31 protein-coding genes are annotated in these 25,963 nt (G+C 35.6%); 14 read left to right on the plus strand and 17 right to left on the minus strand.

Translation table 11 applies throughout. The annotated features are described in order from the left end of the window. The first annotated feature begins 36 nt into the window (after nt 1–36). Nucleotides 37–1,692 (plus strand): Na/Pi cotransporter family protein, encoded by a 1,656-nt coding sequence (locus AC2CGR_RS26185; RefSeq protein WP_000456273.1) that lies wholly within the window; start codon nt 37–39, stop codon nt 1,690–1,692. Nucleotides 1,693–1,726: 34 nt separating this feature from the next. Here the strand turns inward: AC2CGR_RS26185 and AC2CGR_RS26190 are convergent, their stop codons facing one another. Next, complete coding sequence (locus AC2CGR_RS26190; RefSeq protein WP_001016978.1) at nt 1,727–2,725, minus strand: YhdH/YhfP family quinone oxidoreductase; 999 nt, start codon at nt 2,723–2,725, stop codon at nt 1,727–1,729. A gap of 314 nt (nt 2,726–3,039) precedes the next feature. On the opposite strand from AC2CGR_RS26190, the gene AC2CGR_RS26195 reads away from it, so the two are divergent. After that, nucleotides 3,040–4,236: an LCP family protein gene (locus AC2CGR_RS26195; RefSeq protein ID WP_087968323.1), complete on the plus strand. Its 1,197-nt coding sequence runs from the start codon at nt 3,040–3,042 to the stop codon at nt 4,234–4,236. A gap of 148 nt (nt 4,237–4,384) precedes the next feature. Continuing rightward, nucleotides 4,385–4,825, plus strand: coding sequence for a hypothetical protein (locus AC2CGR_RS26200; protein ID WP_000642359.1), 441 nt, complete (start codon nt 4,385–4,387; stop codon nt 4,823–4,825). A gap of 33 nt (nt 4,826–4,858) precedes the next feature. Here the strand turns inward: AC2CGR_RS26200 and AC2CGR_RS26205 are convergent, their stop codons facing one another. The 11 genes from AC2CGR_RS26205 to AC2CGR_RS26255 form a co-directional block, all read right to left on the minus strand. Next, on the minus strand, nt 4,859–5,623 hold the full coding sequence (locus AC2CGR_RS26205) for a sulfite exporter TauE/SafE family protein (protein WP_087968322.1): 765 nt from the start codon (nt 5,621–5,623) through the stop codon (nt 4,859–4,861). A 33-nt stretch (nt 5,624–5,656) separates the two neighbouring features. Then, complete coding sequence (locus AC2CGR_RS26210) at nt 5,657–6,133, minus strand: DsrE/DsrF/DrsH-like family protein (RefSeq protein WP_029437546.1); 477 nt, start codon at nt 6,131–6,133, stop codon at nt 5,657–5,659. 67 nt (nt 6,134–6,200) lie between these two features. Further along, nucleotides 6,201–6,497, minus strand: coding sequence for a rhodanese-like domain-containing protein (locus AC2CGR_RS26215; protein WP_131101444.1), 297 nt, complete (start codon nt 6,495–6,497; stop codon nt 6,201–6,203). Nucleotides 6,498–6,511: 14 nt separating this feature from the next. Then, on the minus strand, nt 6,512–6,871 hold the full coding sequence (locus AC2CGR_RS26220; RefSeq protein ID WP_029437544.1) for a rhodanese-like domain-containing protein: 360 nt from the start codon (nt 6,869–6,871) through the stop codon (nt 6,512–6,514). A gap of 37 nt (nt 6,872–6,908) precedes the next feature. Then, entirely contained in the window at nt 6,909–7,139 is a 231-nt protein-coding gene (locus AC2CGR_RS26225) for a sulfurtransferase TusA family protein (protein WP_087951427.1), read from the minus strand. A gap of 120 nt (nt 7,140–7,259) precedes the next feature. Next, nucleotides 7,260–8,396 (minus strand): MBL fold metallo-hydrolase, encoded by a 1,137-nt coding sequence (locus tag AC2CGR_RS26230; protein WP_087968320.1) that lies wholly within the window; start codon nt 8,394–8,396, stop codon nt 7,260–7,262. Between the two features lie 38 nt (nt 8,397–8,434). Continuing rightward, nucleotides 8,435–8,995, minus strand: coding sequence for a sulfurtransferase TusA family protein (locus AC2CGR_RS26235; RefSeq protein ID WP_087968319.1), 561 nt, complete (start codon nt 8,993–8,995; stop codon nt 8,435–8,437). Nucleotides 8,996–9,083: 88 nt separating this feature from the next. Continuing rightward, a complete protein-coding gene (locus AC2CGR_RS26240; protein WP_000456206.1) occupies nt 9,084–9,347 on the minus strand; it encodes a metal-sensitive transcriptional regulator in 264 nt (87 codons plus the stop codon). Between the two features lie 185 nt (nt 9,348–9,532). Continuing rightward, entirely contained in the window at nt 9,533–11,197 is a 1,665-nt protein-coding gene (cdr, locus tag AC2CGR_RS26245; RefSeq protein ID WP_087968318.1) for a CoA-disulfide reductase, read from the minus strand. Nucleotides 11,198–11,526: 329 nt separating this feature from the next. Next, on the minus strand, nt 11,527–12,111 hold the full coding sequence (locus AC2CGR_RS26250) for a DUF3238 domain-containing protein (protein WP_087968317.1): 585 nt from the start codon (nt 12,109–12,111) through the stop codon (nt 11,527–11,529). Nucleotides 12,112–12,245: 134 nt separating this feature from the next. After that, entirely contained in the window at nt 12,246–12,830 is a 585-nt protein-coding gene (locus tag AC2CGR_RS26255; RefSeq protein ID WP_087968316.1) for a DUF3238 domain-containing protein, read from the minus strand. 146 nt (nt 12,831–12,976) lie between these two features. Between AC2CGR_RS26255 and AC2CGR_RS26260 the strand changes: the two genes are divergently transcribed. Continuing rightward, nucleotides 12,977–13,447 carry a MarR family winged helix-turn-helix transcriptional regulator gene (locus AC2CGR_RS26260; protein WP_087968315.1) on the plus strand — a complete coding sequence of 157 codons (471 nt, stop codon included), beginning with the start codon at nt 12,977–12,979 and terminating at the stop codon, nt 13,445–13,447. A gap of 109 nt (nt 13,448–13,556) precedes the next feature. Here AC2CGR_RS26260 and AC2CGR_RS26265 read toward each other — a convergent pair whose 3' ends face one another. Together AC2CGR_RS26265 and spoVR are read right to left on the minus strand one after the other, a co-directional pair. Further along, complete coding sequence (locus AC2CGR_RS26265; RefSeq protein WP_484481346.1) at nt 13,557–14,819, minus strand: neutral/alkaline non-lysosomal ceramidase N-terminal domain-containing protein; 1,263 nt, start codon at nt 14,817–14,819, stop codon at nt 13,557–13,559. A gap of 107 nt (nt 14,820–14,926) precedes the next feature. Then, nucleotides 14,927–16,345, minus strand: a complete 1,419-nt coding sequence (spoVR, locus tag AC2CGR_RS26270) for a stage V sporulation protein SpoVR (protein WP_029437533.1) — start codon at nt 16,343–16,345, stop codon at nt 14,927–14,929. 214 nt (nt 16,346–16,559) lie between these two features. Here spoVR and AC2CGR_RS26275 point away from each other — a divergent pair, with 214 nt between their 5' ends. Next, complete coding sequence (locus tag AC2CGR_RS26275; protein WP_087968313.1) at nt 16,560–17,228, plus strand: Rv1352/Rv1906c domain-containing protein; 669 nt, start codon at nt 16,560–16,562, stop codon at nt 17,226–17,228. A gap of 76 nt (nt 17,229–17,304) precedes the next feature. On the opposite strand, the gene AC2CGR_RS26280 is transcribed toward AC2CGR_RS26275, so the two are convergent. Then, on the minus strand, nt 17,305–17,865 hold the full coding sequence (locus tag AC2CGR_RS26280) for a nitroreductase family protein (RefSeq protein ID WP_000214824.1): 561 nt from the start codon (nt 17,863–17,865) through the stop codon (nt 17,305–17,307). A gap of 232 nt (nt 17,866–18,097) precedes the next feature. On the opposite strand from AC2CGR_RS26280, the gene AC2CGR_RS26285 reads away from it, so the two are divergent. The 9 genes from AC2CGR_RS26285 (at nt 18,098) to AC2CGR_RS26325 (ending at nt 24,753) form a co-directional block, all read left to right on the plus strand. Continuing rightward, on the plus strand, nt 18,098–18,694 hold the full coding sequence (locus AC2CGR_RS26285; protein ID WP_029437532.1) for a hypothetical protein: 597 nt from the start codon (nt 18,098–18,100) through the stop codon (nt 18,692–18,694). Nucleotides 18,695–18,820: 126 nt separating this feature from the next. Then, a complete protein-coding gene (gene gerYA, locus AC2CGR_RS26290; protein WP_087968311.1) occupies nt 18,821–20,326 on the plus strand; it encodes a spore germination protein GerYA in 1,506 nt (501 codons plus the stop codon). Continuing rightward, nucleotides 20,323–21,405 (plus strand): spore germination protein GerYC, encoded by a 1,083-nt coding sequence (gene gerYC / locus AC2CGR_RS26295; protein WP_087968310.1) that lies wholly within the window; start codon nt 20,323–20,325, stop codon nt 21,403–21,405. The genes gerYA and gerYC overlap by 4 nt, the downstream gene beginning before the upstream one ends. Before the next feature lie 12 nt (nt 21,406–21,417). Then, on the plus strand, nt 21,418–22,527 hold the full coding sequence (locus tag AC2CGR_RS26300) for a GerAB/ArcD/ProY family transporter (RefSeq protein WP_087968309.1): 1,110 nt from the start codon (nt 21,418–21,420) through the stop codon (nt 22,525–22,527). Between the two features lie 45 nt (nt 22,528–22,572). Beyond that, nucleotides 22,573–23,082 (plus strand): PCYCGC domain-containing protein, encoded by a 510-nt coding sequence (locus AC2CGR_RS26305; RefSeq protein ID WP_087968308.1) that lies wholly within the window; start codon nt 22,573–22,575, stop codon nt 23,080–23,082. A 117-nt stretch (nt 23,083–23,199) separates the two neighbouring features. Further along, nucleotides 23,200–23,448 (plus strand): YhdB family protein, encoded by a 249-nt coding sequence (locus AC2CGR_RS26310; RefSeq protein ID WP_001195458.1) that lies wholly within the window; start codon nt 23,200–23,202, stop codon nt 23,446–23,448. 165 nt (nt 23,449–23,613) lie between these two features. Then, the gene (locus tag AC2CGR_RS26315) at nt 23,614–24,033 is read left to right on the plus strand and encodes a disulfide formation protein C (RefSeq protein ID WP_000532258.1); all 420 of its coding nucleotides are present in this window, start codon (nt 23,614–23,616) and stop codon (nt 24,031–24,033) included. A 12-nt stretch (nt 24,034–24,045) separates the two neighbouring features. Beyond that, nucleotides 24,046–24,465, plus strand: coding sequence for a thioredoxin family protein (locus AC2CGR_RS26320; protein ID WP_029437528.1), 420 nt, complete (start codon nt 24,046–24,048; stop codon nt 24,463–24,465). A 72-nt stretch (nt 24,466–24,537) separates the two neighbouring features. Next, on the plus strand, nt 24,538–24,753 hold the full coding sequence (locus AC2CGR_RS26325) for a DUF1540 domain-containing protein (RefSeq protein WP_029437527.1): 216 nt from the start codon (nt 24,538–24,540) through the stop codon (nt 24,751–24,753). Between the two features lie 33 nt (nt 24,754–24,786). Here the strand turns inward: AC2CGR_RS26325 and AC2CGR_RS26330 are convergent, their stop codons facing one another. Both AC2CGR_RS26330 and AC2CGR_RS26335 read right to left on the minus strand, forming a co-directional pair. Beyond that, on the minus strand, nt 24,787–25,038 hold the full coding sequence (locus tag AC2CGR_RS26330) for a hypothetical protein (RefSeq protein ID WP_000834195.1): 252 nt from the start codon (nt 25,036–25,038) through the stop codon (nt 24,787–24,789). A gap of 103 nt (nt 25,039–25,141) precedes the next feature. Then, a complete protein-coding gene (locus AC2CGR_RS26335) occupies nt 25,142–25,903 on the minus strand; it encodes a L,D-transpeptidase (protein ID WP_071726442.1) in 762 nt (253 codons plus the stop codon). Nucleotides 25,904–25,963: the final 60 nt, after the last annotated feature.

Raw genomic sequence — 25,963 nt, forward strand, 5'->3', positions numbered from 1 at the left:
AATTACATCGTACATGAAATTTAAGGAGTGGAATGCGTGGAATATAATGTTCAAGATATGATCTTCCAGTTCATTGGTGGATTAGGTATTTTCTTATTCGGGATTAAATACATGGGCGATGGACTGCAACAAGCAGCTGGAGATCGTCTTCGCGATATTCTAGATCGTTTTACAACAAACCCACTGATGGGTGTACTAGCAGGTATGTTAGTTACTGTATTAATCCAATCAAGTTCAGGAACAACCGCTTTAACAGTCGGTCTTGTAAGTGCCGGATTTATGACATTAAGACAAGCAATTGGTGTTATTATGGGTGCGAACATCGGTACGACAGTTACTGCATTTATTATCGGAATTAAAATCGGAGAATACGCACTTCCAGTTATGGCAGTTGGAGCAATCTTACTATTCTTCTTTAAAAATAAAAAAGTACATTCTATAGGTCAAGTTGTATTCGGTTTTGGTATGTTATTCTTCGGCTTAGAATTAATGAGCGCAGGTATGAAGCCTCTTCGTTCTTTAGAGTCATTCCAAGAATTAACGGTTAGCATGAGTGACAATCCAATTTTAGGTATTGTTGTTGGTACAGTCTTCACTTTAATCGTACAAAGTTCAAGTGCAACAATCGGTATATTACAAGAACTATTCGGTCAAGGTGCAATCGATTTACAAGCTGCCCTTCCTGTATTATTCGGTGATAATATCGGTACAACAATTACAGCCGTATTAGCAGCAATCGGTACTTCAATTGCCGCAAGACGTGCAGCATTAGTTCACGTTATCTTTAATATTATCGGTACAATCATCTTTACAATTTTATTAGTACCATTTACAAGCTTAATCCAATATTTCCAAACGTCATTAAACTTAAATCCAGAAATGACAATTGCATTCGCACACGGGACATTTAACGTAACGAATACAATTATTCAATTCCCATTCATCGCTGTATTAGCATGGATTGTAACAAAAATTATTCGTGGTGAAGATGCTGCTATTGATTTCAAACCGCAACATTTAAATCCAATCTTTATTGAACAATCTCCAGCTATCGCTTTAACAGAAGCTCAAAAAGAGATTATTCGTATGGCTGATTTTTCATTACATGGATTAAAAGAAGCGAATCAATTTTTAAATACACAAGACAAAAAACACGCGAACATGGCTACTCAATTAGAAGGAGCTATTAACAATTTAGATAAAAAAATTACCGAGTATTTAGTTTTACTATCAGAAAAACCACTTTCCCCGACAGACTCTGAGAAGCATTCAGTCCTAGCAGGTGTTGTTGGAGATATTGAACGTGTCGGTGATCATGTAGAAAACCTTGTAGAGCTTGTAGATTTCCAAATTTCAAATCGTGTTTCTTTATCAAGCGAAGCATTAGCTGAATTAAATGAAATGCTTGAGTTAACAATTTCAACATTACAAGACGCAGTTGAAGCTTTAACAAACTTCGATACTGAACTAGCTCAAACAGTTATTGCAAAAGAACGTAAAATCGACCAAATGGAACGTGTTCTTCGTAAACGTCACGTATTACGTCTGAACGAACGTAGCTGTTCAGGTGATGCAAGTATCATCTTCGTTGATATGGTAAGTAACTTAGAGCGTATCGGTGATCACGCTGTAAATATCGCTGATGGTGTTTTAGGTGAACAAGGTAAAGTCAATTTAAAACAATCATTATAATAAGAAAGAGACGCTTACGTTAGCGTCTCTTTTTTCATTTCATATTTACAACCGTTCTTCCTTTTAACTTTCCTTGCAATATAAGTGTAAACTTCTCATCTAATTCTTCTAATGTACATTCTTCTGTATAAGATAGTAACTCTTTGTTTTCCCATTCATTTGCTAGAAGCGTCCATACATCTCTTCTCACATCTACTGGGCACTGTACAGAATCTACTCCTAACAGGCTTATGCCTCGCAAAATAAACGGATATACCGTTGTTTGTAATTCATGGCCTGCCACATTACCGCATGTCGTTATGCATCCGCCATACTTTACCGTTTTTAAAGCTGTTTCTAACATGTGCCCACCTACAGTATCGATAACTCCGGCGTATATTCCTTTAAGCATTGGTCTTCCTGATTCATCATTCAATTCTGCGCGATGAATCACCTTTTTCGCTCCTAGACGTAGTAGCATCTGTTCCTCTTCCATTTTTCCTGTCGCTCCTACTACGCTAAACCCTAACTTACTTAAAATACTAACAGCTACACTTCCTACGCCGCCTGTAGCACCCGTTACTAAAACATCGCCCATACTAGGCGTTACTCCTGCTCTAATAAGCTTATATACTGATAAAGCGGCGGTAAAACCGGCGGTCCCGTACATCATACTTTCCTTTAATGACATTCCCTCTGGTAAAGGGACAACCCAAGACGCCGGCACGCGAATATATTCTCCGAAACCACCAGAAGTATTCATACCTAAATCATATCCCGTTACAATGACTTGATCTCCTGACTTAATGGTTTCATCTTTACTACTCACAACCACTCCTGCTGCATCAATTCCTGGCGTATGAGGATATGTTCTCGTAACACCTTTATTGCCTGTGGCTGAAAGAGCATCTTTATAATTTAATGAAGAATAATGAACCTGTATGAATACGTCCCCTTCAGGTAAACTACTTACTTCTCTCACTACAACGTTTCTTACAAACTGCTTATTTTCTGTTTCGTTCACAACAATTGCTCGGAATGATGTATGATTCATTACGCTCTCTCCTTTATCCGTAACATTCTTCTTTATTATATAGAAGAAATAAGTAAACCTACTCGTTTCTTCTTGGCTATATTTCAACAAATCTTACTTCTCTATCACTTTCTCACAATACATATTTTCATTTCTACTAAAACAACTTATACTTATTCTACATCTGAAAAATATAATATAGAAAATCTGACTTTTTATAAATATATTGAATTTTTACGAAATGTAAATGTTTTGTAATGTTTTTTTTCGCTAAATTTCATTATAATAAGTGGATATGAGTGTCGTATTTCAATCCAAATGAAGGAGTACAGGAAATGGAGCAAAACCCATCTTTGCAAGAAAATACACGCAGTAAACCGAAAAAAAGTAAGAAAAAAATAAAAATTATTATAAGCGTTATTCTATTCTTTTTAATAGTAGGTGGCGGTTATACTTGGTTTTTAGTAAATAAAGCATCTTCTGCTGTTCGAAATGCCGCACACGATTTAGCACGCGGTGATAAATCTGATTTACGTGATAAAGCTGTAAAACCTATTACAAACAATGTCTCTGTCTTAGTAATGGGTGTTGATGAAAGCGATGTCCGAGGAAAAGAATATGGTGAAGCTATAAGAACGGACGCACTATTGCTTGCAACGTTTAATAAAGATAGCAAAACTGTAAAACTATTAAGTATTCCACGAGATACATATACGTATATTCCAGTGGAAAAGAAAAAAGATAAAATTACACACGCTCATGCATACGGTTCTACTAAAAACGGAAAAGATGGTGGACCACAAGCAAGTATCGATGCAGTTGAAAAATTAATGAATGTTCCTGTCGATTACTTTGTAAAGTTTAATTTCAAATCATTTATGAAAATTGTCGATGATTTAGGCGGGATAGAAGTCGATGTACCAGTTGAATTTACTGAACAAGATAGTAATGATAATGCTAATGCAATTCATCTGAAAAAAGGTGTTCAAAAGCTAAATAGTGAAGAAGCTCTTGCTCTTGCTAGAACGCGCCACATCGATAGTGATGCAATGCGTGGACAACGTCAACAACTCGTTATTGAAGCGATTTTAAAGAAACTAACAAGCGTTGGATCTGTAACAAAAGTTGGTAACATCATTGATGATATTAACGGACAATTCGTTACAAACTTAACATTCGATGATATGCTTTCATTCTATAAGTATGGATCGGATTCAGAAATTGAGAAATTACAAATTCAAGGTGAAGACTGCTATATGGAAAAAGGTGACGATACATGTAGCAAATCTGCTGGTGGCGGCCGAACATATTACTACAATCCAGATAAAAAAGAATTAGCAAATATTACAAACGATCTTCGTACTCATCTTGGATTACCTGCATATACAAAAACAGACTCTGATTCAAAGAAAACAAGTACAGAGAAAACAAAAGAATCTAAGTCTGACAATACAAGTGAACGCGAATCAAGTAACAATAAATCAAAAAATAGCAATGAAGACAAAGGAACATCGTCTAACGACAATGAATAAAAAAGAAGCAGTTCTCTATGGAGGTAGAGAACTGCTTCTTTTTATTGCTTCATAGTTAAAAATCAGAACTTTCTAACTATCTTTTTTAATATTTTTAAATTATAATAAATAGTAGCAATCTATTCCAATTAACAGGGGGCTCATACATATGAAAGCTGCAGTAAAACATAACATCTCTGATTTTAAAGACTACTTAAAATCCAACGATATATACATGGAAGAAAATATAGATGAGAATGATGGTTCTGTTCATTTTTCAGTAGGGTTAGAGACAGAAGCTGGCGCAAAAATCCAACTTATCGCTGCTTTCCAAAACGAACATCCTACTGTAGATATATATTGCTTCAATGTTGCTCACGTACCTGATGCTACAGCAACAAATGATATTTTGCACGTTATTAATGAATTAAACACATCTTATCGATTTGCAAAATTCACATTAAACAAGCAAAATGCAATTGATATTTCAACATCTCTTGCATTCTCAGAACCAAATTTCAATCCAGCACTTGTCTTTGAACATACGAGAATGCTATATAAATTAGCAAATGACGAATACAAAAACTTAATGAAAGTGATTTGGGCATAAATAAAAGGATGGGCTGCAAGCAGCACCATCCTTTTATTTCGATATCATATCAATCCACATCTTAATAGCTGTACCTACAATCAAAATCGATAACATATATTGCAGTGCTTTTTGATTGATCTTTTTCCCAACTCGCGCTCCAAGCGGCGCGGCAAAGATACTTGCAATCGCAATAATAAGAGCTGGAATTACAACTACTTGTCCAGTTATTACTTTTCCAGTCGTAATCCCTACTGAGGAAATAAACGTAATAGCGATAGATGTTGCTATCGTTGTACGTATCGGCAATTTTAAAATAACTAGCATAATCGGAACTAACAGGAACGAACCTCCAGCACCTATAATACCTGATGCGCCTCCTACAATAAATGCTAACAAACTTGCTAACCATTTATTATATTTCATTTCATCACCGTTATTTCGTTTCGGTACGAACATCATAATAGCAGCTATTGTTGCTAACGCTGCATAAACAACATTGACCGTATGTTCCGCTAATACGTTAGCACCAAAACTCCCTATGAAACTTCCTATTAATATACTAGCTCCCATATATACAACTAGCGTTTTATCCATATCATTACTTTTCCGATAGGCCCATGCCCCTGCAAAAGTTGCAAAGAATACTTGCACCGCTGTAATACCACTCACTTCATGTGATGTATAGCCAGAAAATCCTAGCAATACCGGAATGTATAAAATCATCGGATAATTAATAATCGCACCGCCAATTCCAACCATTCCTGATATAAACGATCCTATAAACCCAATTATAAAAAGTAATATGACTAAACTCATCTTATATCCCCCGCCTTCTAAAAAGAAGGTCATTTAAATGAATAAGTTTACATTCCCATCCGAAGCATCAGCTAAATACGCTCCTACTCCTGCAAACTCTACCCCTTCCATAATCTCTTCCTCTTTTAACCCTAATAAATCTACTGTCATTTGACAAGCTACAAGTTTAATCCCCTGTTCTTTCGCCAAATCTATTAAATCTGGTAAAGGCATCGCATTATGTTTTTTCATAATACCTTTAATCATCTTTGGTCCCATACCTGCAAAATTCATTTTCGATAATCCCATCTTATCAGCACCACGTGGCATCATTTTTCCAAACATTTTCTCTATAAAAGTCTTCTTTACCTCTACATGTTCATCTTTTCTTAAGGCATTTAATCCCCAGAAAGTATGAAAAATTGTTACTTCTTGATCGTACGCCGCTGCACCATTTGCAATAATATAAGCAGCCATCGCTTTATCATAATCTCCGCTAAATAAAACGATTGTTGTTTTCTTCTGTTCCATGTTTTTTTCTCCTCCGAATTACCTATAGGGGTATTTTAAAATTTATAAAAAATCGTTTATGTTCGCTCTATTCTACTTTACCTTCCCAAGCTAACATACCACCTACCATATTAACCACTCGAAAACCGTAACCTTCTAAAAACTGAACTGCTCTTGCACTTCTTCCGCCAGAGCGACAAACGATAATATATTCTTTCTTTTTATCCAACTCATGCATACGAAATTCTAACAGTCCTAGTGGAATGTTACACGCTTCTGAAATTTTCCCTTCAGCTACTTCTTCTACTTCACGTACGTCTACGATATTTACTGCTTCTTTACGTAACAATTTTTCTTCTAATTCTTTTGCTGTCATTTCTTTCATTTTACATTTCCTCCTCACAAACCATTCATACCACCTGAAACATTGATAACGTGCTGAAACCCTAATTTCTTTAATACTTTTGCTGCTTGCTTACTTCTCATCCCGCTCTGGCAAATAACGATTACTTCCTTATTTTTATCTAATTGATTTGCTTTACTAGCTAACTCATTTAACGGGATATTCTGAAATCCCTTCATATGACTTCCTCTATATTCACCTACTGTACGAACATCGATAAATTGTTTCCCCTTTTTATCCACTATACTTTTTAATTCTTTTCCATTTATATTTTGGACACCTTTCACGGGTAAAAAGCGTGACATAACAAACCATGCAGCAAGTACAATGAAAAGCGTACTTAATATTGTGTTCATATAACCAACCTCTCTGCATTTATAACATTATTTTTTCCTACGCCTTCTTAATCCAAAACTTCAGCACATCGCCTTCTTCTTCGCGCTTTAAGATGTCATGGCCACTTTTATTTGCCCACGCTGGAATATCTTTAAGCGATCCTTTATCCGTTACTTGTACTTCTAACACTTCTCCCGTTTGCAAAGTATCCATCGCTCTCTTCGTTCTTACAATCGGCATTGGACATGCTAAATCTTTCGCATCTAATACTTGTTTTACATTCATCATCTATTCCTCCAGTTTGTTATTCTTATCCCGCTATTTGCGGGTAGTAATACTCCATTTCAAATTTCATCTGTAAAAACGTTAGGTTATAGTCGGGATACCCCTACTAATTCAAGCTTTATTTTATAATGAATCATGAACTGCACAACGATTTGGACCAATTTCCATTTCACGCTCTTCTTCCACACCCGGATGAATTTTACCCATATTCGTTTGACGGATTTCTTCATATGCATTTGGCTGAGGTGGTAAGTTTTCTGTTACAGTTTTACGGAACTCTACCTCATCCTCAATATTTAACCCTGCATTATTCGCAAACAAATCTTTTAATTTTGCACTAACAATACCACTTTCGTCCATTTCACTTATTTTTGAATAATGAGCCGGTAACACAATTAAACTTTGAGATAGTTCTTTATATCGGCTATACAAAGTATTACGTAAATCACTTACCCAATCTTCAGCTTTCCCAGCAAGGTCCGGACGCCCGATTGAATCTACAAATAAAATATCGCCTGATAATAAATAGGAATCATCTACAATAAATGATGTACTTCCAATCGTATGCCCTGGCGAGTATAATGCGTCAATTTCAATTTTAGTACCCCCCACCGTAATAACAGATGCTTCAACGAGCGGTTTGTATGAGAAAACAACTTCCTCCGCATCTTTTGGCGGTAACCAATACGTACCACCTACTTTTTCCGCTAACTTACGTCCTCCAGAAATATGGTCTGCATGTAAATGTGTATCCATTACATTCGTAATCGAAACAGCATGCTCTTTCGCAAATTCTTCATACGCTTCAACTGTTCTTACTGCATCAATAACTGCTGCTTCACCATTTGAAACGACCATATAAGATAAACAGCCTTTTCCAAGACGGTTAAATTGATATATACTTCCTCCGCCCTGTACATCTCCTACTTTTAACGGCTTTACATATTCACTCCAAGCCTTCATACCACCAGATAAATAATAAATATTTTCTAATCCAGCCTCTGTTAATTGCTCTGCCACAAATATAGAAGACCCTTCTTTTGCACATACTACTAAAACATCTTTATCTTTAGGTAATTCACTTACAATATGATCTACACCCTCTAATAAATCAAAGTACGGCACATTCATTGAAGTAACTTCTTTCCCTTCAATTTTCCAATCTTCATAATCCGTCTCATTACGAACATCTAAAATAAACAACTCTCCGAATAAAACTTTCTCTGCCACATCTTTTGCTTGTAATGATTTAACACTCATCTTTTTACCCCCTATGGTATATTTACATTTAAAAAAATTTAATTCTTTATATTCCCTTGCCACTCTAACATACCTGGAATGACATTTTTCACATTTGCATAACCTTTCTCTTTCAACATATGGCAAGCAACATCACTACGGTTACCAGTTCGGCAAACAACATAAATTTGCTTCGTCTGATCTAAAGCTGCACTGTCTAACTCTCCTAACGGCACCGAAATGGCCGATGGAATATGACCAAAAGCGAATTCCGCTGCTTCTCGAACATCTAATACAATACACTCTTCATCACTTAATAATATCTCTTCCAACTCCGTATTCGTAATTGTATGAGGATACTTCGTTACTTTATTCACTTCATGCTCATGTGCTTTCCTAACGTAATGCATTAAAATATCGCCCTCTTGTTTCGTCCCGATATATTGATGCCCAACTTTATTCGCCCAGCTTTGTATATCTACTGTAGATCCTTTATCTGTTGCTTTAATTTCAATCACTTGTCCTGACGCCAATCCTTCTATCGCCTTCTTCGTTTTCACAATCGGCATCGGACAAGCCAAACCTTTACAATCTAAACTCATATCCACTTTTATACTCATAGTCGATTCCTCCATAATTTATATACATATACCTGTAGGGGTATATTAAAATGTTTTTGAAAATCTGTCAACACTTACGTTTGACAGATTATCGGCTTTTTACAAGTAATTGAACAGCTTCTTTAATTAACTCTTCATTTGAGCCATTACCACTTTCAAACTGTTCACGCAAACATTGCTCTAAATTTGTCCCAACAACGAGGCCAATTGTACGATCAAGTGCAGAACGAGATGCCGTTAACTGTGTAATAACCTCTCGGCAATCTTTTCCTTCTTCCATCATACGAAGCACACCACGAACTTGACCTTCAATACGTTTCAATCTATTTTTCATATCTTGATTATATTCCATTGTATAATCACCTCATTACCATTATGTCACTATTTATAACTTATGACAATATCATATACCCTATAGGGTATATTGTAAACCCCTATTTTAAAATTTTATCTTATACATTCACAAAACACAAAGCGAAACCTTCATCTATAGGCTTTCATCTTCCACCAAATTTTGAAGTGGAAGATGAAAAAACATCAATATACAATACGGTCGGGTAATACCGTTCCATACAACTTAAAACCACCATCTACATTCTTTACCTTATACCCTTTTTCCATTAACATGCGTGCTGCCACATACCCTCTCATACCAAGTTGACAAGTAATATATATTTCTTTATCCACTGGCACTTCATCCAAACGATCACGTAATTCATCTAAAGGAATATTAATAGAACCTTTAATCATTCCCTGTTTTAGTTCATTAGGCTCTCGAACATCAATAAGATATCCACCATTTTCAACAATACGATCTATCTCATGCCATTGGACTGTTTCCACAAAACCATCTACTATATTACTTGCCGCATACCCTACCATGTTTACTGGATCTTTTGCAGAAGAATAAGGCGGTGCATATGATAATTCTAAATCTGGCAAATCAATTACAGTTAAATTTGCTTTTATAGCCGTTGCGATAACATCCATACGCTTATCTACACCGTCACGCCCTAACGCCTGCGCTCCATAAATTTTTCCGCTATCTTTATTAAAAATTAATTTTATTAGCACTGGCGTAGCATTCGGATAGTATCCAGCATGAGAATTCGCCTGCACATGTACTACCTCATAGGGTATATTTAATCGTTTTAATATTTTCTCATTTACTCCCGTCGAAGCAACTGTTAAATCGAAAACTTTAGCTACAGAAGTTCCAAGCGTACCTTTATATAAAGAATCCGTATGACCATGAATAATATCTGCTAACATGCGACCTTGACGATTAGCTGGCCACGCTAACGGAATCATCGTTTCTGTTTCTGTAACAAAATCTTTCACTTCAATCGCATCACCAATTGCATATACATGTGGATCCGATGTTTGAAATTTCTCATTTACTTTTATCGTCCCTCTAACTCCTAATGCTAATCCTGCATCCTTCGCTAAACTACTCTCTGGTTGTACACCAATTGCTAAAATAATCATATCCGTCTCTATAATTGAGCCACTTTTTAAACGTACAACATTCCCGCTCTCTTCTAATGCATCTACACCATCTTCAAAAACAAGCTCAACATCGTGATTTTTCATATGCTCATGCACATATGCTGCCATTTCATAATCGATTGGTGGCATCACTTGATTTGCCATCTCTACAAGAGTAACCTCAATCCCACGTTCTCTTAAATTCTCAACCATTTCCACTCCAATAAATCCGCCACCAATAACCGTCGCATGATGTGGTTTCTTCTCATCAATATACGCTTTAATACGATCTGTATCCGGTACATTTCGTAACGTAAACAACGCCTTCGCTTCTTCAATACCCGGGATAGATGGGACAATTGGTTTAGCCCCTGGTGAAAGAATTACAATATCATATTCCTCGTTATATGTTTCATTTGTCGTTACATTCTTTATCGTAATTGTTTTCTCTTCTTTATTAATCTTTACTACTTCACTCAATACACGTATATCTAAATTAAAACGCTTCGACATTCTTTCAACAGTTTGTACTAATAATTTTTGTCTTTCTGTAATGACACCGCCAATATAGTATGGTAATCCACAATTTGCAAATGAAATATATTCACCGCGCTCAACCATAATAATTTCATCTTCTTCACTTAAACGACGAAGCCTTGCAGCCACTGATGCCCCGCCAGCAACTCCACCTACTACAACTATTTTTCTGGACATATTTCAAACCTCCATATTATTTATTATTTAATTTTCTCATGTATCACATACACAAAACCTATACCTGTATGGGTATATAATAAATTATAAAAAAGTTAATTTCAATCAATATATCTTTCTTTCACAAATTTGAAACAAATAAAGTGAAACTTTAATCAGCCCTCACCAATCGGGCTTTTACGGACAGTTGATCCCCCACCTAACTTCTTTGCTTCCGCTGAATTTTGAGGTGAGGGGTCTTACTGCCCGTTAAAGCGGGATAAAAAAGAACTTAGATTTCTCCAAGTTCTTTACAAATGAAGCAACCCATCATTCCATTGCCATACTTCCTATAATCTCTGTGTAAAACTATAATCCATGTTCCCGCCTAGCGCTGCCGCTGTATCACCAGTTTCTCTAAAATCATGTGTATATATTTTTTCAAATGGACCGAAATCTACTTGCTTATAAAATTCAAAACAAGGGAAACCATCATGCTCTCCTTGAACATCAATACTGCCGTCCTTTTTCACACATACATGTAATACATAATCCACAGGAGGTGCATATACATTTAATGGATTACTTGCACTCGCACTCATTTTGAATTGCACACCTTCAGAATTCCATGTGATATCAGTACAAACAATATTTTCTGTACTTGCTTTCCCTGTTCTTTTACTCACAGAACCATCTGGACTTGTAACCTTCTCGGTCGTAATACCCGTGTTCGCATATGAAAACACTTCTTCTTTATAGAAATCAACTACTACCTCTTGCTCAACTCTAGAGCGCATCGTATTTACTGCATGTGGTGTAAATTCACGCGAATCACCTTCGAATTGAATTATTTTTCCTGTTTCCATATCCTTCTTAGCTTCTGTCCAAGACATTGGAATAAAGACACTGGCTCTAATTTTTACGATATTAATCATCAGAAACACCTCTATAATTTTATTTTAGATACTGAATGCTATTAAATAAAACAGACCATAATTTCAATCCTAAAACCAATAGATTTCTCTTTTACTTTTCTATTTCCTTCTAAAAAATAGCGCTATATTTATGTTTAGACTGTCATTTTAAAGCTATATTCCATCTCTCCAGCTAGTGCTGCTGGAGTATCATTTGTTTCTCTAAAATCATGTGTATATATTAATTCAAACGAACCAAAATCTACTTGTTTATAAAATTCATAGCAAGGAAAACCATCATGTACACCTTCAACATGCACAGTACCACTTTTATTAGCTCGTATAGCCAACAAATAATCAGCTGCAGGTGCTGCCGCATTTAACGGATTACTGGCACTTGCTCTCATTTCAAATGAAACTTCATCCTCGCCCCATACGATATTCGTACATACAATGTTTTCTGTACTTGTTTCTCCTTTTTGATACTCAGTTGATCCATCTGGATTTGTAATCTTCACTGTGACGATACAAGCATCTGCATATGTGAAAATTTTTCTTTTATAAAAATCAATATTCACTTCTTGTTCTAATCTTGAACGCTTTGCGTTCGCTGCGTATGGTGTAAACTCACGTGCATCTCCAGCATATTCAAATGATCTTCCTGTTGCAGGATCCTTAATAGGTTCCAGCGATGCATATGGTGCAAAGACACTCCCTCTAACTTTTACGATATTGACCATGTGAAACCTCCATTGATTCTATATTATATAAATCATTATTTGTTCTACCAACATAATATAGTCAATTTGATTGACTATAATGTGTATAGTACAATAAGTATTATATATAGTCAACTTAATTGACTAAAAGTGCGGAGGTTATATACATGAATCAAACATTTAACGAGTTAGATCTTACTTCACTTTTATCATTATCCTTTAGTACATTAATTACTGAGCTACATGACAGATTAAGTGAATTGGGATTTGAGGATATTAGACCAGCACATGGATTTATGTTTAAACGCATTCTACCTAATGGAGCAACTGGTATAGAACTAGCTGAGTATTTAGGGATTTCCAAACAAGCTGTAAGTAAAATGGTGGATTCTCTTGAGAATAGTGGCTACGTTACACGTAAAACACACCCTACTGATAAAAGAGGTAAAATCATTATTTTAACCGAACGTGGTTTAGCAGTAATGAAAGCTAAAGAAGAAATAGTAGCTGAAATAGAGCAGCGATGGATTGAAAACATAGGTACAGAACGAATGCAAATGCTAAAAGAAGATTTAACAACATTCGTTACTAAAGAAAATACAGAGAAATTATCGTCAAATATACGACCTGTCTGGTAAACAAAAAACGAATCCATTTTGATTCATCTTCTTCAAAATGGATTCGTTTTTCTATAGCTGTATTAAAAATCATTAATTTCTTTACATTTTATTCTACTGAATATATTTTTTACGCGTTATATAATTCCATAACTCTCTTCACAACCAACTCCGCAGTATTCTCCCCCGGTGGCATCAATAAATTCGTAACCGATCCATACACAACAGGGCTTAATTCCACTTCATATCCACCATATTCAAACTCTTCCCTTGTCGGTAAGTAACCAATATATCCATTCATATATCCACCAAAGAAAGCTAATTCATTTTGAAGACGCTCTTTCATTTCTAACGCAGTCTCTGAAAAAGGTTCCATCGGTACACCTGAAAACATACCATCATTAACTTGAAACAGTTGAACTTCTAAATCAATACGTAACTGCCGAATACCTTGCTTATATTTCTCTAAAACGATAGTAAGCCATTCATCCGTATTCACGCCCCACTGCTTCTCGGCGAACCGAGCCATTCTTCCTATCTCATCAATTTCAGGGATATCCTTCAACTTCATTTGCATCGTACTTGAAACTGTCCTTACATTTACAATTGGGCTATATGTAACTGTTGGCAACATCGTTAATACATGTCCACTAAGCATGTAAGCCATTTGGTTTAATGCTTCCCTTGAACCGCGATACTTCGCATTCACATTTCCAGCAGCACCTTGAACAATCATAACAGGACAATTTACGGTCTTCTCAAGAATCTTTCTTGTCATCCCCGGATAGTCTGCTGATAATACATCACTATCACCTTTTAAAACATTCGGATGCGCCGTACAAAATACTACAATCCCAGATAACTCCTTCGTTTCAGCATCTCTTATTGCTAACATGCCAATTCGTTTATCTACAACACCATCTATATTTGTGCCCATCTTTGCTCTTCCATCAGATGTTCGCTCTCTTCGGTTGACCCCAATATCACCTGTCGTAACACCCCAGCCTACTTCGCATCGCTTCAAGTTTTTATTCGCAGTAACAGCACCGTGTACTACATTATTTACTAAAATCGTTTTATACGACTGTACGAGCGGATTATCACCGACCGTTTCTGGACCAGAGTGGGTATGTGTATAAACAACTGTTATTTGCTCAAATGGAACATGAAGTTCTCTTGCTACTCGCTCACGAATCATATTCGTATCTTCTATTAACATTCCAATATTATCAATACTTATAAACACAGTTTTCATTTCATCTTTTTCAAATACAAAAACCGTTCCATAAATACGTTCTTCAATATTATTTATTCCTGTCTCTCTATGGTATCCGACAAAATCAATACCTATAGGCGGCGTAATATCCACCTTACCTACCCCTACTTTGCTCATTTGAACCTCTCCATTTCTCTATATAACTCCCTTTTTCAAGAATAGCATATTTAACCTTGTTCCAAATAAAAAAGAACGAACATAGCATTCTATGTCCGTTCTTTTCATCACACATACTTCCGATGCACCATCTTCCCATCATAAGAAAACACAACGCCCTTACTCTCTACAATTGACTCCATATGCACCGTTCTTCCCCACAGCTGATGAAGATATGGTAATACCTTTTCTAAGTATTTTAAATCAAGCTCGATTCCTTCGTAACTATGTTTAATGTACAATTCTCCGTTCTTTAAGTAGTCTCCGTCTTCTACTACTAAGTACGGGAAACCACCATTTGTACGCATATTTACAAGCTGATCACGTACATGTTCCCATTCTTTATCTATTACTTTATATTCTTTTCCTTGACGCTGGAATAAGTACATATCTTCTCGCATAACAAGATCTTTATTTAAATAGTTTCTTAGGAACGATACATCCCATTCGATTTCGCGTACTTCAAAGATTTTGTCTCGACCAGATCCTGGTTTGACGCCGCGTCGTTTCATTTCTTCTGTCGGGTTGTTGTAGCGTTCTTCAATATCTTCAAACATTTTAATACCAAGGTAGTATGGGTTAATGTTTGTTTTTGATGGCTGTACGACACCTGCATTTAATTTCGCAAATTCAATTGCTTCATCAGATGTTAAGTCCATTTCGCGAAGTATGCGTTGATGCCAGAAGGATGCCCAGCCTTCATTCATGATTTTCGTTTCAAGCTGCGGCCAGAAATATAACATTTCCTCACGCATCATCGTTAATATGTCCCGCTGCCAATCTTCTAGCTCACGGCTATATTCTTCAATAAAGAGGAGTAAATCTTTCTCTGGTTGCGGCGGAATTTTCTTCTTTTTACGTACATTGGGCCGTTCCCTCTTTTTATTGCGATCATCTAAATTCCATAAATCATCGTATTGCGATGCCTTTTTCTTTTCTACTTCTTCCTCTTCTAAATCATCAATACTCCACGCTAGTTTCGGACGCATGAGCGACGGGTCAATATGCTCTTGAATGGCAAGTACGGCATCTAAAAATGTTTCTACCTCTTCTTTCCCGTACTTATGCTCATATGCTTTCACCCGTTCAGCTGTTGCTGACATACTTTCTACCATATCTCGCTTCGTATTTGAAAAACGAATATTATTTTTAAAGAAATCACAGTGCGCTAACACGTGCGCTACGATTAATTTATTTTGAATTAACGAGTTCGTATCTAATAAAAAGGCATAACATGGATCAGAGTTAATAACGAGTTCGTATATTTTACTAAGACCTAAATCGTATTGTAATTTCATTCTGAAAAACTGTTTTCCAAAACTCCAATGTGAAAACCTCGTCGGCATCCCATATGCACCAAATGTATAAATAATTTCCGCTGGACATATTTCATAACGCATCGGATAAAAATCAAGCCCAAATCCAGTCGCAATTTCCGTAATTTCCGCAATCGCATATTGCAGTGCTTTATCGTCACTTGCTCTCATTATTTTCCCTCCTTACACTTTCCCTTAAGAAAGTGTATGATTGAGAACAAGCTTTCATGAGGATTGATTGCATAATAAAATAGCATTGTTCATTCATTTTATAAATAAACTCAATCTTCATTAAATACCATTTATTCACAGAACACTAGTATTTTAAATATCCTAAAGTTATACTATTAGAGTATAAAAATATTACACATCAAGGAGTTACAACATGAAGAAATGTTATGTTTTATGTCTTGCTTGTTTCCTTATTCTCTTAACAGCATGTGAAGGAAACACAAAAGAAACAACACAAAAAGCAAATGAACCCAAAAAACAAGAAGAAACAACGCTAAATTCTTCTGAATCTAAGCCAACTACAACTGCTGATACAGCAAAGCCCGAACCGAAAAAAGATGAAAGTATTAAATCTGGTATGTATAAGGTTGGTACAGATTTGCCTGCTGGTGAATACTTTCTTTTAGCCGAACAAGGGCAAAGTGCTTATTTTGCAGTTCTAAAAGATAGTACTGGATCTTCTAACAACATTTTACAGAATGATAATTTTGCAACGTTTAGATTTCTTACTGTAGAAGATGGACAATATTTACAGCTAAAACGTGCTCAAATGTTACCTGCAATTAAAGTAGAAAAAATCCCATTAGACGGTAAAGAACTAATTCCAGGCATGTACCGAGTAGGAATTGATGTTCCTGCCGGTGAGTATAAGTTGGTTCCAAATGATGGAGCAACAGGATACTACTCCCTACATGCAAATAGTACTGTAAATGGCTTAAAAAACATCATTAGCAATGATAACTTTAAAGAAGAGCGCTATTTAACGATTCAAGAAGGACAATATTTAAAATTAAACCGTGCTTCTCTATTGCTACCGAATTAATACATATTCCAATGAACTATAAAAGAAGCACATTCCTAATTTTAGGAATGTGCTTCTTTTATAAATAAATATGAAATTAACCTTCAATAATCTCCATCTTCTCCGTAATCGGTGTACGAGCTTTTCCTTCTGGTGCTTTATCGAAATAGCCAAGGTGAAGAATTCCAACGATGCGTTGACCTCTTGTTAAACCGAGTCCTTCTATAAATAATGGATTGTAGTTTAATCCACCTGATTTCCAAACACAACCTAAACCGCGTTCCCAAGCAAGAAGTTGGAAGTTTTGCATAAATGCACATGTTGCAGCGTAATCTTCGTCACGTTGAATTTGACGTGGGTCTTCATTTATATATACAACGATTTGTGCTGGCGTGCTTAAGAAACGATCAGATAAAATTTTACCGCGTTTCGCTCTTTCTTCTTCTGTGAAAGAGTTTAATACTGCGTCTACCAATTTCTTACGGCCTTCTCCAATGTATAATTTACAATTCCATGGTTCACGGTGTTTATGATTTGGTGCCCATGTTGCGTCGTTTAATAGTTCAATTAATAACTCTTTTTCTACTGCTTTATCTGTAAATGTACGAACAGAACGTCTTTCTTTAATCACATTTGCGATGGAAGTATATGTAGTCATATTTTTCTCTCCCTTATTTTTATCTATATGTATACGCTTATTATTGATATTGATTTTCAATTTCGATTATACCTTAGTTTTTTACTATTAATCAATGTTTTATGTTGGAAAACTTTCAAAAACGTTATTTCATATTTTGAATAAAAAAACTTGATTTGTTCACAAGTATTTCACATTTTATGGAAATGATATGTGTACAGTTTTCCACATTATCCATCTAGGAGGAGTTTATATGTACAAAAAAATCGCAGTAAGTATGACTATGGCAACATTATTATTCGGGGCAACCGTCTTCCCTACTTTCGCCGCTACGCCAAAAGAAGTAACATTGCATCATCATAAACCAATTTCAGAAGAAGAAATGCAATCGCTCGAAAAACTTGGCTATAACAAACATGAAATCTGGAAAGCTGCTCACATTGCAAGAATGAGTAAAAAAGAAATTAAAGATGTTTTAGCTTACTATAAGCAAAATAAATCTTGGGAGAAAACAGCTGAGCATTTCGGGGTAGATCCAAGTAAGTTGAAAAAGCATCATATGAATAAAGAAACGAAAAAGGCGCTACTGCAAGAATTAGCAAATATGCAAAAATCTACACCAGACGGGCTAAAACAAAAAATGAAAGAATATAATATTGGATTACGTCAGCTCACGGTATTAACAATCATCTCTCAAAAAAGTAATACTCCCCTTGATGATGTGCTAAAAATGAAAAAAGACGGAATGGATATGAAACAAATTGCCGAAAAATTAAATGTAAAAAAAGAAGATATACGAGCAGAAATGATTAAATTAGTAAAATCGATTAAGGAAAAGAAAACAAATTAACACACCAAAAAGGAAGAGATTTTTAATACTCTTCCTTTTCTTTATGAACTTTCAATTTTCAAGTATAAATTCCCGTCTTTCCCAAAAACTAACATAAGTAAATGATATATGTTAGGAGGTGCGAAAATGTTTCGTTTATCATCTAAAAAGAAAAAACAAACCGACTGTTCTATTCCAGAGTTTATCCATACTATGACAGAATCGAGCGACTTTTCTTCTTATAACATTATAGAAAATGGCACATTATGTTTGTTTTATTATAAATCGACAGTAGAATCACTTATTATTAAGCGATTCATTTTAGCACCTATAAAAGATAAATCGGACGAAATTCAACATATTGATGATATCTTAAATATTGTATCTATTGAAGACATCATCATCTCTCCTTCCATTGATGATATTCGCGAAAAATTATTAAGTGGGTATGTGTTATTACAGCTAAAAAAAGGTTCAGAGCAAGAAGCGTATGCACTTCTACGCGCTGAAAGTACAGTGTTAGGAACTCGTTTAGTAAATGACACGGAAAATGAATATAGTGTTATTGGCCCTAAAGTTGGCTTCGTTGAAAACGTTGATATAAATATACATTTATTACGCCGAAATATCGTAACCGAGCAATTAATCTTCAAAGAAGTTAGCGTTGGTTCTATGTCAAAAACCAAGATCGTAGTTGCTTACATCGAAGGAATTACAAATGAACAGCATATTAACACCGCAACGCAACGTCTACAAGATATTGATTTTGATTACCCTTTTGATGCAACTCTAGTTGAACAGCTTATTAGTGATAATAGCAACTCCCCCTTCCCGGTTTTACTACCGACAGAGCGTTTAGATCGCTCCGTTTATGCATTACTGAATGGAGGGGTTGTCATTTTAACAGACGGTTCACCATATGCATTAGCCGGACCAGCGACATTACTCGATTTCTTCGTCTCTCCAGAAGATTATTATTTACCATGGATAGCTGGCTCATTTCTTAGATTAGTTCGCTTTTTTGGAGCAGCATTCTCTCTATTTTCATCAGCTATTTATACAGCTGTATTAACATATCACTATCAAATGATTCCGGCTGATTTACTTGGACCAATTATTTATTCTCGAGCCAACGTACCATTCCCACCTGTTTTGGAGGCACTTTTTTTAGAAATTACAATCGAATTACTGCGCGAAGCTGGGGCTCGTTTACCGACTAAAGTCGGCCAAACGATTGGTATTGTTGGCGGAATTGTAATTGGGCAAGCATCAGTTGAGGCTGCTTTAACAAGCACCATCTTATTAATTGCGGTTGCGCTGTCTGCACTAGCTTCTTTTACAACACCGACAGTAAAAATGTCTTCTACTATCCGGATATTACGATTCCCTCTCATCATTTTAGCCGGAGCATTTGGTGGTGTAGGTCTTATTGTCGGATTTGTATTCATATTGGCTCATTTAATTCGCTTAAAATCACTTGGATCACCTTATTTATTACCTTTATACCCATTTCGCGGGTTAGGTACAGCTGAAGGACTCCTTCGCCTTCCATTTAGTCAAACTGCAGGACGTGCTTCTTTTCTAAGACCGAAAAAGAAATGGCGCTATGATCCAAACAAGGCGAAAGAAAAACGCGATGGTGAGGAAAAATGAAAAATATTTTATTATGCTTTTTCATTATCATTTTAATTTTCCAATCTGGTTGTACAGAAGCAAATATAGTCGATACACAGCGAATGATTCACGTAGGTGGATTCGATATAAGGAAAGATAAAAATTTTCGCGGGACAATTTTATATCCCGATTACACAAAAGGAGTACAATCTAAACCAGAAACTCAATCCACTAATGCAGGTACAATTGAAACAATCTCTTCTCTTCTAAACGCCAAATCGCCACATACGATCGCTGTAGGTCAAATGCGTGCCGTCCTATTTGGAAAAGCATTTGGTGAACATGGACTTGGAGATGTTATTAACAACTTACAACGTGATCCTAACATTGGCCGAGATGTGCAATTAGCGCTTGTAGATGGTTCAGCAGAAGAATTACTTAAACATGTCAAAACAAATGGATCGCTATATCTATCTGAATTACTGGAACAAAATATAAAAAACGAGACAATCCCACGGACAGCTTTAAATATTTTTTTATATAACTTCTATTCATCTGGATGCGATCCATTTCTGCCTTACATTCAAGTATCAGAAGACAAATCTGCTTCCATTAAAGGGCTCGCATTTTTAAAAAAAGATAAAGTGGTTATGTATACAGATAAGAAAAGGTCTTTTTTATTTAAATTACTCATTAATCCAACTAAAAATGGGCGTTACGAAGTTCCGATACGTCAGGGTAAACATAAAGGCTTAATCGCGACCCAAAACTTATCTGGAAATAGTGTTTGTTCCCTTTCTCAAAACGGTGATATTCCAAGAGTTAACATACACTTAAAATTAAATGGACTCGTAAAAAATGCTCCCAGCTGGCTTGATTTATCGAAGAGCAAAAATGTAACTTACGTAAAAAGACATGTAGAAAAATCGCTTGAGAAGGATTTAAACAAATTAATAAAACAATTCCAAGAAAATGAAATCGATCCAATTGGTATACGTGAAGAAATTCGTAGTCACTCGAGACAATGGAGCATAAAACAAATTCAGAACATGTATCCTAACGTAGACGTTGCTGTCAATGTAAAGATTAATGTCGTACAATCTGGTATCGGAGAATAGTGAGGTGCTATCATGGCTGAACAAGATAAAACACATACTGTTTCCCCTTATTTCACATTTCTTCTATTACACTCTCTTCAAATTGGAGTAGGTGTGTTAGGATACCAAAGGATTATTGCGCAATTTGCCGGTTATGATTCTTGGATTTCTCTTATTATCGCTGGTATTGCAACTCATATCGTCTTATTTTGTATGCTTAAAATGTTAGAAAAAGATAATGATTTAATGAATATTCATACGACATGTTTCGGAAAGTGGATTGGAAAATTTTTTTCCGTATGCTTTGCCGCATATCTTTTATTATTTTGCCTTACTGTTCTTCGTTCATATATTGAAGTGATTCAAGTTTGGGTCTTTCCTACAATTAAACCGTGGAAATTAACCTTACTATTTTTACTGGTAGCTTATTACATAATTAGAGGTGGCTTGCGGTCTGTAACAGGAATATGTTTTTGGGGCGTTATCATACCGATTTTCGTCCTATTTTTCTTAGTTTTCCCAATGAAATATGCACATGTCCGTAACATTTTCCCAATACTCGCTCATTCACCTTTAGAAATTCTCAAGGCAACGAAAGCATCTGCATTAGAATTTCTTGGATTCGAAGCGATTCTTATTTTTTATCCGTTTATTAAAAAAGGAAAATCGATAAATAAATGGGCACATGGTGGTATTGCTTTTTCAACTGTTTTATACGTAGTACTGGCAATTGTTTCCCTTATGTACTATAGTCCTGGACAGCTACACCATACCATTTGGCCAACATTAACGATGCTAAAAATCATTAAAGTTCCTTTTATCCAAAGGTTTGAGTACATTATTATTTTCCTATGGTATCTTATTATTTTACCTAATCTTTGTTTAACCATTTGGTCTTCTTGTTGCATTAGTAAAAAATCGTTTCACATACCATTTAAAATCACACTACCATTATTTATCGCAGTCATATTTATTTCATCCTTATTTTTCACAAACCGCGAAAGTATCAATACATTAAATACAGTGCTTTCTCAAGCTGGCTTATATATTGTATACGCTTATATCCCGATTTTATTTCTATTCCATTCATTACGATGGCATTTCAAAAATCGGTCGAAAAAATCTTCACCCAACACACCATAATCTCTGATACAATTTGATTAATACATTTGTAAAGGGGACAAGCGTATGAAGAAATATGTATTTTCTTTATTTGCAGTACTGAGTTTAATTCTTGCTGGATGCGGAGCTACTAGCACAAATGAAAAAAAATCATCTGAATCAACAGAAGAGCACGACCATGCATCGCACACTCAGCAAGCTGACATTCAAGAGAAAACAAAAGGAGTCGACACACTTCCTACCTTCCTAGACAAGCTTGATCCACAAATGAAAGATATCTACACTGTCGCTGGACAAAATGCAGAGCTATTAGATTGGATTCCATGTTACTGCGGTTGCGGTGAAAGTGTAGGGCATAAAAATAATAAAAACTGCTTTATTCGTGAAATTAAAAAGAATGGTGAAGTTGTTTGGGATTCCCATGCAACGACTTGCGTCAATTGCCTAGAAATCGCAGTTGAATCTGCTTCCATGAAACAAAAAGGAAAATCAACGCTTGAAATTCGTAACTATATCGATAATAAATACAAAGAAGGCTATGGCAAACCAACACCTACGCCAATGCCAAAAGCTTAAAAAGCGAGGAAGCACCTCGTTTTTTTTCATTCACTTTTTTTCTTAACAAATTCTTTCAAGTGTATTTCTCCTTACTTATCACACACTATATATAACTCTCGGTAAGGAGGGTACACAGTGCAAACATATAATGACTATGATAAAGCTCTCTATTACACGTATTGCTGTAATTGGGATAAATTACTCGTTCTCATGGTTCAAACGAACGATCAATTATTTTCTAAGCGTATTGAGCATTTTTTACACGCTTATCAATACAGTAAAGAACTGCCAGAAGTTGATAAACAATTGCAGCTCCTATTTCAATATATTGACCACGCATCCCAAAAGTCACATATAGAAGAAGTAGAGCAAATTCAAATGTAAACTATTGCGCTATTCTCTTCTGGAGAATAGCGCTTTTTTAAAATGTTCATATCAATAAAAGTTTCCCCTTATAAAACTTTTATTGATAAACATATTTTTTCTTTCTTTTCTGTGCCACTTCATACTATAATTTAGTATGTAACTATTATAAGTGAGGTATAAAATATGGGACGAGAAAAAAAGCAAGAATATGCTTTATTTACGGCGTGGGGAGCTTCTTTTATTGCAACACTAGGAAGTTTATACTTTTCCGAAATCATGAAATTTGAACCTTGTGTCCTTTGTTGGTATCAACGTATTTTCATGTATCCATTCGTTTTATGGCTCGGTATCGCTGTAGTAAAAAAAGACTATCGCATCGCAAGTTATTCTTTACCAATCGCAAGTATTGGTGCTTGTATTTCTTTATATCACTATGCAATTCAAAAAGTCGCAGCATTTTCAGCTGCAGGGGCAGCTTGCGGCCGCGTACCATGTACGGGAGAATACATAAACTGGTTCGGCTTTGTGACAATCCCGTTTTTAGCACTTATCGGCTTTATTACAATCGCTGTTTGTAGCTTTATTGTCATCAAAAACAAATAAGGAGATGAAAGAATGAAAAAAATGCTTATATTTGGCGGTATTATTATCGTCTTATTTGCGGCAATCTTTGCTGTAACACAAATGGAAAAGAAAAATGCATCGACAGATGAAAAAGGTTACTACTCAAATAAAATTTCTCTTGAGGATCTCAATAAAAATATAGAAGATAAAAAAGAACAAACGATTTACTTTTATCAAACCTCTTGCGTTCATTGTCAAAAGGTCTCTCCTACTGTTGTACCTTTAGCAAAAGATTTAAATGTTGATATGAAAGTAATTGATATTGAAAATTTAAACGAGCCTTGGGATAAATATAATATCCAAGGAACACCAACAATTATTCATTTTAAAGATGGTAAAGAAGTAAGCCGTATTAGCGGCGAACAATCAAAAGAAAAGTTCAAAGAATGGTTTGAACAAACGAAAAAATAAAGAGAAAAGGAAACTCCTTCTACACATGAAATGGACGTAAAATTCCAAACTAATGTATAAGGAGGGGGTTTTATGCCAGAAGTGAAATGTTCTGTTTCCAATTGCTCATTTTGGGGACAAGGTAACTTTTGTCAAGCAAGTGCAATCATTGTTCAACCTGATGCAGATGAAACTGGTCAAGTTGAAAATGATTCATATACAGCTGCTGTTTTAACAAACGAGACGCTAGAAAGCTCTGTAACAACGAGTGTAGAAACTTGTTGCCATACATTTAAGCCAAAATATTAAACATAAAAAGCATACGACTAATCGTATGCTTTTTTACATTCCCCTCCAAAAATCATGCATAATAAAAAAGTACAAAATAACGAGAACTGCTGTCCCGCATAATGTAATACGCCGATATATACTCTTCTCCCCTTCTCTCGCCTTAACAAACGCCCAAATAAATCCGAAGAACAATATTAAATCAACATATGGAACATAAAACGAAAAGACGAGAAACGCATACAAATACACGATAAATAAACAGGTCGTTACTAAGAAAACTTTAAACGCAAATTCACTTTTCATAATGTAGCCGCCCCCTATCTGTACTGTATTATATTCAGCAAAATACAATAGTTGCAGTTAAACTCGAAGGAGAAATAAGCTACCGTCTATAATACGGTAGCTATTACGGAACATTATATTTCCGTTTATATATATTACTTAAAGCCGAAGAAGGAATTTGCTCATAACGAATTTTTTCTCCTGTTTCATCCACTATATACAAATTGTTTCCTATATAATATATTCCATCTTTTCGTTTTGAGTACACTGCATATCTTTCATTCGGCAGTACCGTCTTCACTTTCGTTAACTGCCCATTTGGTTCTTGCCAATATATATCCACACGGTCTACTAACGTAAGCATACCAATTTGCTCTTCTTCTACTTTACGACCATTCCAGCTCACAACACGATAACCAAGCTTATTCGCTTCATATTCGGGGCTCGTATGAAAACGAGAAATGATTACTCTTGTTTGTAATTGGACTCGGTCGTATAACCATTGTATATCCCGATCATGCATGCGAATACAACCGTTTGATTCCCTACTTCCAATCGTCCATTCTCGATTTGTCCCGTGAATCGCATATTCATTCTTATCTAGCCCAAGCCATCTCGTACCAAGAGGGTTATTCGGTGCACCCCCAGCTATTTTTTTTCGATGATATTCTTTATTTTTAAATTTAGTTATAATACAAAAGTTACCCTCAGGCGTAGGTGTACGATCTCTTCCAGTTGTTACGGAGAATGTTTTTGTATAATTTCCATTTTCAAAAAAGGACAACTGATTTGTCGTAAGATTCACTAATATTAAATGATCTGTATTAGCAAAAGCACTAACCGGTAGGATGAAAAGTAATAGTATGACGAAACATAACTTTTTCAGCTATATCCCCCCTCAGCGCTCACTATAATAAGTGGAATTAACATTACTTTGCTCTTATAA

Source organism: Bacillus sp. LSHTCR4, from assembly GCF_057197025.1.

Bases quoted from the DNA above. Each gene is read 5' to 3' on its own strand.
- AC2CGR_RS26250 (WP_087968317.1), bottom strand. From the start codon at position 12,111: ATGATTAATATCGTAAAAATTAGAGCCAGTGTCTTTATTCCAATGTCT.
- spoVR (WP_029437533.1), bottom strand. From the start codon at position 16,345: ATGAGAGCAAGTGACGATAAAGCACTGCAATATGCGATTGCGGAAATT.
- AC2CGR_RS26240 (WP_000456206.1), bottom strand. From the start codon at position 9,347: ATGGAATATAATCAAGATATGAAAAATAGATTGAAACGTATTGAAGGT.
- AC2CGR_RS26330 (WP_000834195.1), bottom strand. From the start codon at position 25,038: ATGAAAAGTGAATTTGCGTTTAAAGTTTTCTTAGTAACGACCTGTTTA.
- AC2CGR_RS26305 (WP_087968308.1), top strand. From the start codon at position 22,573: ATGAAGAAATATGTATTTTCTTTATTTGCAGTACTGAGTTTAATTCTT.
- AC2CGR_RS26220 (WP_029437544.1), bottom strand. From the start codon at position 6,871: ATGAACACAATATTAAGTACGCTTTTCATTGTACTTGCTGCATGGTTT.
- AC2CGR_RS26260 (WP_087968315.1), top strand. From the start codon at position 12,977: ATGAATCAAACATTTAACGAGTTAGATCTTACTTCACTTTTATCATTA.
- AC2CGR_RS26325 (WP_029437527.1), top strand. From the start codon at position 24,538: ATGCCAGAAGTGAAATGTTCTGTTTCCAATTGCTCATTTTGGGGACAA.
- AC2CGR_RS26280 (WP_000214824.1), bottom strand. From the start codon at position 17,865: ATGACTACATATACTTCCATCGCAAATGTGATTAAAGAAAGACGTTCT.
- AC2CGR_RS26230 (WP_087968320.1), bottom strand. From the start codon at position 8,396: ATGAGTGTTAAATCATTACAAGCAAAAGATGTGGCAGAGAAAGTTTTA.
- AC2CGR_RS26190 (WP_001016978.1), bottom strand. From the start codon at position 2,725: ATGAATCATACATCATTCCGAGCAATTGTTGTGAACGAAACAGAAAAT.
- gerYC (WP_087968310.1), top strand. From the start codon at position 20,323: ATGAAAAATATTTTATTATGCTTTTTCATTATCATTTTAATTTTCCAA.
- AC2CGR_RS26300 (WP_087968309.1), top strand. From the start codon at position 21,418: ATGGCTGAACAAGATAAAACACATACTGTTTCCCCTTATTTCACATTT.
- AC2CGR_RS26225 (WP_087951427.1), bottom strand. From the start codon at position 7,139: ATGATGAATGTAAAACAAGTATTAGATGCGAAAGATTTAGCATGTCCA.
- AC2CGR_RS26255 (WP_087968316.1), bottom strand. From the start codon at position 12,830: ATGGTCAATATCGTAAAAGTTAGAGGGAGTGTCTTTGCACCATATGCA.
- AC2CGR_RS26210 (WP_029437546.1), bottom strand. From the start codon at position 6,133: ATGGAACAGAAGAAAACAACAATCGTTTTATTTAGCGGAGATTATGAT.
- AC2CGR_RS26215 (WP_131101444.1), bottom strand. From the start codon at position 6,497: ATGAAAGAAATGACAGCAAAAGAATTAGAAGAAAAATTGTTACGTAAA.
- AC2CGR_RS26315 (WP_000532258.1), top strand. From the start codon at position 23,614: ATGGGACGAGAAAAAAAGCAAGAATATGCTTTATTTACGGCGTGGGGA.
- AC2CGR_RS26195 (WP_087968323.1), top strand. From the start codon at position 3,040: ATGGAGCAAAACCCATCTTTGCAAGAAAATACACGCAGTAAACCGAAA.
- AC2CGR_RS26205 (WP_087968322.1), bottom strand. From the start codon at position 5,623: ATGAGTTTAGTCATATTACTTTTTATAATTGGGTTTATAGGATCGTTT.
- AC2CGR_RS26285 (WP_029437532.1), top strand. From the start codon at position 18,098: ATGTACAAAAAAATCGCAGTAAGTATGACTATGGCAACATTATTATTC.
- AC2CGR_RS26275 (WP_087968313.1), top strand. From the start codon at position 16,560: ATGAAGAAATGTTATGTTTTATGTCTTGCTTGTTTCCTTATTCTCTTA.
- AC2CGR_RS26320 (WP_029437528.1), top strand. From the start codon at position 24,046: ATGAAAAAAATGCTTATATTTGGCGGTATTATTATCGTCTTATTTGCG.
- AC2CGR_RS26235 (WP_087968319.1), bottom strand. From the start codon at position 8,995: ATGAGTATAAAAGTGGATATGAGTTTAGATTGTAAAGGTTTGGCTTGT.
- AC2CGR_RS26200 (WP_000642359.1), top strand. From the start codon at position 4,385: ATGAAAGCTGCAGTAAAACATAACATCTCTGATTTTAAAGACTACTTA.
- AC2CGR_RS26265 (WP_484481346.1), bottom strand. From the start codon at position 14,819: ATGAGCAAAGTAGGGGTAGGTAAGGTGGATATTACGCCGCCTATAGGT.
- gerYA (WP_087968311.1), top strand. From the start codon at position 18,821: ATGTTTCGTTTATCATCTAAAAAGAAAAAACAAACCGACTGTTCTATT.
- cdr (WP_087968318.1), bottom strand. From the start codon at position 11,197: ATGTCCAGAAAAATAGTTGTAGTAGGTGGAGTTGCTGGCGGGGCATCA.